We start from the raw sequence: 8,382 nt of genomic DNA, 5'->3' as shown, positions 1-8,382 counted from the left end.
GCCGGCACGGCGGAATCGCCGGGCACTGAAGGCACCGCGAGCGTCAGCGACCCCAGCGCTCCCCCGATCACCGGGACGGCATCGCCGCCGGCGACGAGCGTCGCCGACCACAGCCGGGCGCCCGGCGGCCACCCGCCGAAGGCGTCGGCCACGCCGGCCGGAACCGCCTCCGCGGGCCCCCGCACCTCGGGGACGACCCCGCCGCACGAACCGACCGCCCGCGTCGGCCCCCGCGCGCCTCGGACGGACCCGCCCCGCGCGGCGCCCGATCTCCCCACCCCCGCAAGCCCCCGGCTCCCCGGTGCCGGCCCCGCGGGTGGGGCGCGCTCTGTCGGGCTGCCGTCCGGCGGCTCACCGCCGCCGCTCTCGGCGGGTGCGGCCGCGCCGGTCACCGACAACCCCTTCCGGGGGCTGTGCCGGATCCACCACGTCGAGGTGCTCGATCTGCTCGGGGTGTGGGAGCTCGCCGAGGCCGAGGCCGCGCGCGTCTGTGAGGAGATCCTTCCTGACAGCCTGGAGGCCGCCGCCGAGGCGCACTACGCGGCCGGGGAGATCCGGCGCCGGCAGGGGCGGCTCGACGCCGCCGCCGTCTCGTACGGACACGCGCATGAACTCGGCAGGATCCCGCAGCCGGGCCTCGCGCTGCTACGGCTGGCCCAGGGCAAGGCCGACGCCGCCGTGGCCGGGCTGAAGCTGGCCCTCGCCTGTCAGAGCGACCCGCGCCACGACCTCCTGGGCAGGGCGCGGCTGCTCGCCGCGCAGACGGAGGTGGCGCTGGCGGTCCGGGACGTGGACGGTGCCGCGGCGGCGGTCGCGGAGCTGGAGGCGCTGTCCCCCGGGGTGGCGCTCCTGGGCGCCATGGCCGACACCGCCCGCGGCGCGCTCGCGCTGGCCCGGCACGAACCGCCGCACCGTCCGCTGCGCCGGGCGCTGGCGAGCTGGCTGGAGCTGCGTGTGCCGTACGAGGCCGCGCAGGTACGGATGCTGCTCGCCGCCGCCGACCGGGCCGCGGGCGACGACGAGGCGGCCCGGCTGGAACTCGCCGCCGCACGGTCCACGTTCGAGCGGCTCGGCGCGCTGCCCGACGCCCGGCGGGCGGCGGCCCTGTTGGCCGGCAGCCGCCGGACGCTGCCCGGCGGCCTGACCGAGCGGGAGGCCGAGGTGCTGCGGCTGGTCGCGGCGGGCGGCTCCAACCGGGACATCGCACGGGGGCTGACGATCAGCGAGCACACGGTCGCCCGCCACCTCAACAACATCTTCGCCAAGCTGGACGTGACCTCCCGTACCGCCGCCACGGCGTACGCCTACGCCCACGGCCTGGCGTAGATCCCGCCCGGCGGGTCAGGCCGGACAGGAGCGGTGTCCGCTCCCCTCCGCGCGCTCGCCGGCCCCACTGGTCGGTGAGACTCCCCTGGGCAGTTCCACCCACGAGCGGCCCACCCCCGATGTGGGTGGTTCGGGCGATGCCCGTGCCGAGCCGCCCGGCCTACAACGGGTCTATGAACACCATCACCCCTGATCTCTCGCTCGACCTGCTGCGCGGTGCCGTCCGCGGTGACGTCGTCGCCCCCGGCGACCCGTCGTACGACGACGCCCGCCGCGTCTACAACGCCCTGCACGACCGCCGTCCGGCCGTCGTCGTACGGGCCGTCGACGCCGGCGACGTGATCGCCGGCCTCCTCTTCGCCCGTGACAACGGACTGCCGCTCGCGGTCCGCGGCGGCAGCCACTCCGTCGCCGGTCACAGCACCGTCGACGACGGTCTCGTCGTCGACCTGTCCCGGATGCGCGGAGTACGGGTGGATCCCGTGACCCGCACCGCCCGCGTCGAGGGCGGTTGCACCTGGGGCGACTTCGACCACGCCACGCACGCCTTCGGGCTCGCCACCACCGGCGGTGTCATCTCCACCACCGGCGTCGGCGGTCTCACCCTCGGCGGCGGCATGGGCCACCTCGCCCGCCGCTACGGCCTGACCTGCGACAACCTCCTGTCGGCCGATGTCGTCACCGCCGAGGGCACCCTGGTCACCTGCGACGCCGAGCGGCACCCCGACCTGTTCTGGGCGCTGCGCGGCGGCGGCGGCAACTACGGCGTCGTCACCTCGTTCGAGTTCCGGCTGCACCGGGTCTCGGACATCCTCGGCGGCATCGTGATCTTCCCGCAGAACGCCGAGGTGGCCCGCCGCTGGCGGGAGATGAACGCCGAGGCGCCGGAGGAGCTGAACACGCTCCTCGTGACGATGCTCGGGCCGCAGCTCCCGTTCCTCCCGGAGCGCTGGCAGGGCCGTCCGGTGTGCGGCGTCGCGGTCTGCTTCAGCGGCCCCGCGGGGGAGGACGAGAAGGTCCGCGCCCGCCTCGCCGCGCTCGGTCCGGTCCTCGGCCAGGCCGTCGACCGGATGCCGTACCCGGTGATCAACACGCTCTTCGACGAGGACCTGCCGCCGGGCCTCTACCACTACTGGAAGGGCAACTTCAGCCGTGAGCTGACCGACGGCGCCATCGACGTGCACATGACGTTCGGGGAGACGATGCCGTCGATGCAGTCCGACACCGCGATCTTCCCGATCGACGGGGCGTGCCACCGGGTCGGGGCCGAGGACACCGCGTTCGCCTACCGCGACGCGGCCTTCTCCGCCTCGTTCGGCGCCAGCTACACCGATCCCGCCGACACGGAGCGGAACATCGCCTGGACCCGGGCGTACGACACCGCGCTGCGTCCGCACACGCAGGAGGCCGGCTACGTCAACTTCATGGACTCCGACGACCAGAGCCGGGTGCGCGTCAACTACCGGCAGAACTACGACCGCTTGCGGGCGGTCAAGCGCCGCTACGACCCCGACAACGTCTTCCGCCTCAACCACAACATCGCGCCGTAGGGGGCGCGGCTCAGAGCAGCGTCCTCGCGGTGGTGAGCAGCCGGGCGGTGTCGTCGGCGCAGAGCGCCAGGGCGTTGCCGACGGTGTTCAGCACGTCCCGCTCGGCCGTGCTGTACGGACCGTCGGCGAGGGCGATCCTGGCTCCCTGGAGCAGGATCGACTCGCGCCCGGAGGCCGCCAGGTGCGGGGTGAGCGGCTCCAGGGCCTCGTGCAGCTCGATGGCGAGGGCGGCGCCACCGCCGCCCACGTCGGGGAGGAAGCGGCCGGTGTCGGCCGCCAGCGCCTCGACGAGGTCGGTCAGCTGGGTGGCGGTGCACTCGGCGAAGCCGGCCGCCCGGACCGCCGTGACCGCGGTGTCCACCGCCGTACGGGAGGAGGCGCCGCCCGCCGCGAGGACGGCGAGGGCGACGGTGTGCACGGCGTCCCGCAGCATCGCGGAGAAACGGCTCGTCGTCGGGTGGTCGAGCACGTCCGTACCGAAGTGGGTGTGGCACGCGGCGCATTCGATGACCGGCCCGGCGTACCCACGGGGCAGGACCGGCACTCCCAGGACGGCGAACCGCCGCCGGCCGGTCCGGCGCCGGTAGTTGCGGTCGCCGCCGCACTCCTCGCAGAAGAACTCACCGTCTCCGACGGTGTTCCAGGAAGTACGAATGCCGCAGACGCCCACTTTTCGACAACGTGACTCTCGGGCAGACCGCACGTCGCACCTCCCTTAACGACACGGCAACACTGCCGACGTGGGCGTGATGTTAGCCACATCTGTGATGTGGCGTCAGCACCTCGTCGACAGATCGCCACCGACATGGCCGAGACCCGCCACGAGCCCCGCCCGCCTCAGCGAGGCGGGCGGGGCCCGAAAGACGCGGTCAGCACGTCAGGAGGGGCGGGTGCGACGACGGTGCACCGAATGGGTGACCGGTTCGCCACCGACCGGAACCGATGCCCGTACGGAGCGTCAGCGTGCGGCCCGGTTGACGGCCGAGATGACGGCCTTCAGCGAGGCGCGCGTGGTGTTGGCGTCGATGCCGATGCCCCACAGGACCTTGCCGTCGATGGCGCACTCGATGTACGAGGCGGCCTGCGCGGAGGCGCCCTCGCTCATCGTGTGCTCCTGGTAGTCCAGCAGCCGGGCGTCGACGCCGATCGACTGCAGGGCGTCGAAGAAGGCCGAGATCGGGCCGTTGCCGGAACCGCGCAGCACGGTCTCGACGCCGTCCACGACCGCCTCGACGGTCAGGGTGTCGGTGCCGTCCGTGTCGGAGGTGGTCTGGCCGGAACGCAGCTGGATGCGTCCCCAGGCGTTGTCCGGGTTCGGCAGGTACTCGTCCTGGAAGACCGACCAGATCGCGGCCGGGGTGACCTCGCCGCCCTCGGTGTCCGTCATCTGCTGGATGATCTTCGAGAACTCGATCTGCATCCGGCGCGGCAGGTCCAGCTTGTGGTCGTTCTTCAGGACGTACGCGATACCGCCCTTGCCGGACTGGGAGTTGACCCGGATCACGGCCTCGTAGGAGCGGCCGACGTCCTTCGGGTCGATCGGCAGGTACGGCACGGCCCACTCGATCTCGTCGACGGTCTTGCCCGCGGCGGCCGCGTCGGCCTCCATGGCGTCGAAGCCCTTCTTGATGGCGTCCTGGTGGGAGCCGGAGAAGGCGGTGTAGACCAGGTCGCCCGCGTAGGGGTGGCGCGGGTGGACCTCCATCTGGTTGCAGTACTCGGAAGTGCGGCGGATCTCGTCGATCTGCGAGAAGTCGATCTGCGGGTCCACGCCCTGCGAGAACAGGTTCATGCCCAGGGTCACCAGGTCGACGTTGCCGGTGCGCTCGCCCTGGCCGAACAGGCAGCCCTCGATGCGGTCGGCGCCGGCCATGATCGCCAGCTCGGCCGCCGCCACCGCCGTACCGCGGTCGTTGTGCGGGTGCACGGACAGGCAGATGTACTCGCGGCGGGTCAGGTTCCGGGACATCCACTCGAACCGGTCCGCGTGCGTGGACGGCGTCGAACGCTCCACGGTGGCGGGCAGGTTGAGGATGATCTCGCGGCCCTCCTCGGGCTGCCAGACGTCACAGACCGCCTCGCAGACCTCCAGGGCGAAGTCCAGCTCGGTGTCGGTGAAGATCTCCGGGCTGTACTGGTAGCCGAAGATCGTCTCGTCGCCCAGCAGCTTGTCGGCGTACTCCATCACCAGCCGCGTGCCGTCGACGGCGATCTGCTTGATCTGCTCCTTCGAGCCGCGGAAGACGACCCGGCGGAAGGTGGGCGCGGTGGCGTTGTACAGGTGGACGGTGGCGCGCTTGGCGCCGACCAGGGACTCCACGGTCCGCTCGATCAGATCCTCACGGGCCTGGGTCAGTACGGAGATCGTGACGTCGTCCGGGATCGCGCCCTCTTCGATGATGGAGCGCACGAAGGCGAAGTCGGTCTCGCCGGAGGACGGGAAGCCGACCTCGATCTCCTTGTAGCCCATCCGCACCAGCAGGTCGAACATCTCGCGCTTGCGGGCCGGGGACATCGGGTCGATCAGGGCCTGGTTGCCGTCGCGCAGGTCCGTGGACAGCCAGCGCGGAGCCTTGGTGATGCGCTGCTCGGGCCAGGTCCGGTCGGGGATGTGCACGGCCTCGTACCGGCCGTACTTGTGGATCGGCATCCCGGACGGCTTCTGCATCTGGGTGGCGTTGGTGATGGGCGTGGGGCGGCCAACGGGCTGGGACATTGCGCAGGGCTCCTCGGGTCCAGCGGGAGGGACGGCCGACTGTCGAACGCAACACCAGGTCCCGCGGGGAGGGGGTCGGCCTACGACTACAGGCCCTCGCCGCGGCAGCTAAGGAGAAGCAGCCCGAAACGCATGATGTGCCGCAGCCTAGCTCAGGGACGACGGAGGCGGACGTCCCGTTTCAGTATGCGGGACGGTCGGGACGTCAAGCCCAAAGAGTGACCATCATCCCATTTCGCCAATCACTGCCTCATCCCGTGACAGCACGGTCACGGAGTGCCACATTCTCAGTCATGACCTCCCCCACGCACCACCGTGCCTCCCGCCCCGTCTTCTGCCCGATCGTGCCGCCGCATCTGCTGGAGCACCTGGCCCGGTCCGGGAACCCGGCGATCGCGGCCGTGGCCCGCCGGACCCTGGTCGCGGACGCCGCGGCCCGGACGGCCCGCGCGCTCCCGTCCACCGCCTCCACCTCCGCCACGGCACCCGCCGATCCCGCCCGCCCGCGGCGCACCGTGTACGACGCGCGGCGCCGGACCGAGCTGCCGGGCGTCAAGGTCCGCGACGAGGGCGACGAGGCGACCGGCGACGCCACCGTCAACCGCGCCTACGCCGGGCTCGGCGCCACCTTCGACCTCTTCCTGAACGCCTACGGCCGCGACTCGATCGACGGCGCCGGCCTGCCGCTCCTGGCGACGGTCCACTACGACGAGAACTACGGAAACGCCTTCTGGAACGGCGATCAGATGGTGTTCGGTGACGGCGACGACGAGATCTTCCTCGACTTCACCCTCCCCGTGGACGTCATCGGCCACGAGCTGACCCACGGCTTCACGCAGCACACCGCCGGCCTGGAGTACTTCAGCCAGTCCGGCGCCCTGAACGAGTCCGTCTCGGACGTCTTCGGCTCGCTGGTGAAGCAGTACGCGCTAGGCCAGAGCGCCGCGGACGCCGACTGGCTGATCGGCGAGGGCCTGTTCCACCCGAACGTCCAGGGGACCGCGCTGCGCTCGATGAAGGCTCCGGGCACGGCGTACGACGACGACGTCCTGGGCAAGGACCCGCAGCCGGGCCACATGGACGACTACGTCCGCACCAGCCGGGACAACGGCGGCGTGCACATCAACTCCGGCATCCCCAACCACGCCTTCTATCTGGCGGCGACCGAGCTGGGCGGCAATGCCTGGGAGCGGCCGGGGCAGATCTGGTACGACGTGATGACCGGCGGGACGCTCACCCCCGAGACCCGGTTCGACGAGTTCGCGAAGGCCACGGTGGCGGCGGCGAAGGCGCGGTACGGCGACGGGGCGGAGATCCAGGCCGTGATGAAGGCCTGGTCGACCGTGGGCGTGCCGACGGACTGATAGACAGAACCCATGCGTATTCGAGTGCGCCGCACCGGCGGCTTCGCGGGCATCGAACGGTCGGCCGAGGTGGACACCTCGGACCAGGAGGACGCCGTGGAATGGCACACCCTGGCCGACGCGATCCTCAGAGACGGCGAGGACGACGGGCCGGAGGTGCCGGACGGCTTCTCGTACGAGATCACGATCGACGGCGAGACGGTCCACTGCGCGGACCCCCGGCTGACGCGGGTACAGCGGGCCCTGATCAGGAAGGTCCTCAAGGAGGGCGCCTAGGCCGTGTCCGTACGGGACCACCCCCGGCGCCCTCCCGAAAGGCTAGAAGCCCAGCTTGCGCAGCTGCTTGGGGTCCCGCTGCCAGTCCTTCGCGACCTTCACGTGCAGGTCGAGGAAGACCGGGGTCCCGAGCAGCGCCTCGATGTGCTTGCGGGACTTCATCCCGACCTCCTTCAGGCGGCTGCCCTTCGGGCCGATGATGATCCCCTTCTGGCTGGGGCGCTCGATGTAGACGTTCGCGTGGATGTCGAGCAGCGGCCGGTCCGCCGGGCGGCCCTCGCGCGGGATCATCTCCTCGACCACCACGGCGATCGAGTGCGGCAGCTCGTCGCGTACGCCTTCGAGGGCGGCCTCGCGGATCAGCTCCGCGACCATGACCTGCTCCGGCTCGTCCGTGAGGTCGCCCTCCGGGTAGAGCGGCGGGGACTCCGGCAGGAGCGGGATCAGCAGGTCGGCGACGAGCTGAACCTGCCGGCCGCCGACGGCCGAGACGGGGACGATCTCCTGCCACTCGAAGCCCAGCTCCTTGCCGAGCTGGTCGATGGCGATGAGCTGCTCGGCGAGGGTCTTGGAGTCGACCAGGTCCGTCTTGGTGACGATCGCGACCTTCGGGGTCTTCTTGATCCCGGCGAGCTCCTTGGCGATGAAGCGGTCGCCGGGGCCGAGCTTCTGGTCGGCGGGCAGACAGAAGCCGATCACATCGACCTCGGCCCACGTCGTGCGCACCACGTCGTTGAGCCGCTCGCCGAGGAGCGTGCGCGGCTTGTGGAGGCCCGGCGTGTCCACCAGGATCAGCTGCGCGTCCGGGCGGTGCACGATGCCTCGGACGGTGTGCCGGGTGGTCTGGGGCCGGTTGGAGGTGATCGCCACCTTCTGGCCGACCAGAGCGTTCGTGAGAGTGGACTTGCCCGCGTTGGGGCGGCCGACGAAGCAGGCGAAGCCGGCCCGGTGGACGGCTTCGGAATCTTGATTACGAGCGCTCATGAGGGCCATTCTCCCCGATGCGGGACCTCGTCACGTACTCAGTGCCCGGCGGCGCCGTACCGCCGCCCGATCAGCGCCGCCACTCCCCCGGTGATCAGGGCTCGCGGCGGCGCGGCGGGGACAGCGCGCGAAGGGGGCCCGGCACATGGCCGGGCCCCCTTTCGCG

General features: G+C 71.6%; 7 protein-coding genes. 4 read left to right on the top strand and 3 right to left on the bottom strand.

From position 1 onward, the window contains the following. Together ABZY12_RS09050 and ABZY12_RS09045 are read left to right on the top strand one after the other, a co-directional pair. A partial coding sequence (locus tag ABZY12_RS09050) for a LuxR C-terminal-related transcriptional regulator (RefSeq protein ID WP_356888630.1) occupies positions 1-1,326 on the top strand: 1,326 nt, incomplete at its 5' end. Between the two features lie 173 nt (positions 1,327-1,499). Then, positions 1,500-2,876 carry an FAD-binding oxidoreductase gene (locus tag ABZY12_RS09045; protein ID WP_356888629.1) on the top strand — a complete coding sequence of 459 codons (1,377 nt, stop codon included), beginning with the start codon at positions 1,500-1,502 and terminating at the stop codon, positions 2,874-2,876. A gap of 10 nt (positions 2,877-2,886) precedes the next feature. Here the strand turns inward: ABZY12_RS09045 and ABZY12_RS09040 are convergent, their stop codons facing one another. Both ABZY12_RS09040 and leuA read right to left on the bottom strand, forming a co-directional pair. Next, complete coding sequence (locus tag ABZY12_RS09040; protein ID WP_356888628.1) at positions 2,887-3,579, bottom strand: TerB family tellurite resistance protein; 693 nt, start codon at positions 3,577-3,579, stop codon at positions 2,887-2,889. A gap of 255 nt (positions 3,580-3,834) precedes the next feature. Continuing rightward, positions 3,835-5,592 (bottom strand): 2-isopropylmalate synthase, encoded by a 1,758-nt coding sequence (gene leuA, locus ABZY12_RS09035; protein WP_356888627.1) that lies wholly within the window; start codon positions 5,590-5,592, stop codon positions 3,835-3,837. Positions 5,593-5,885: 293 nt separating this feature from the next. On the opposite strand from leuA, the gene ABZY12_RS09030 reads away from it, so the two are divergent. Together ABZY12_RS09030 and ABZY12_RS09025 are read left to right on the top strand one after the other, a co-directional pair. Continuing rightward, positions 5,886-6,956 carry a M4 family metallopeptidase gene (locus tag ABZY12_RS09030; protein ID WP_356888626.1) on the top strand — a complete coding sequence of 357 codons (1,071 nt, stop codon included), beginning with the start codon at positions 5,886-5,888 and terminating at the stop codon, positions 6,954-6,956. Positions 6,957-6,968: 12 nt separating this feature from the next. Next, positions 6,969-7,232: a protealysin inhibitor emfourin gene (locus tag ABZY12_RS09025; protein ID WP_356888625.1), complete on the top strand. Its 264-nt coding sequence runs from the start codon at positions 6,969-6,971 to the stop codon at positions 7,230-7,232. A 42-nt stretch (positions 7,233-7,274) separates the two neighbouring features. Here ABZY12_RS09025 and era read toward each other — a convergent pair whose 3' ends face one another. Next, positions 7,275-8,216 carry a GTPase Era gene (gene era, locus ABZY12_RS09020; RefSeq protein ID WP_356888624.1) on the bottom strand — a complete coding sequence of 314 codons (942 nt, stop codon included), beginning with the start codon at positions 8,214-8,216 and terminating at the stop codon, positions 7,275-7,277. Positions 8,217-8,382: the final 166 nt, after the last annotated feature.

The organism is Streptomyces sp. NPDC006551, from assembly GCF_040611675.1.
Classification (GTDB): Bacteria; Actinomycetota; Actinomycetes; order Streptomycetales; family Streptomycetaceae; genus Streptomyces.
This window is presented reverse-complemented; position numbering and strand designations above follow the sequence as displayed.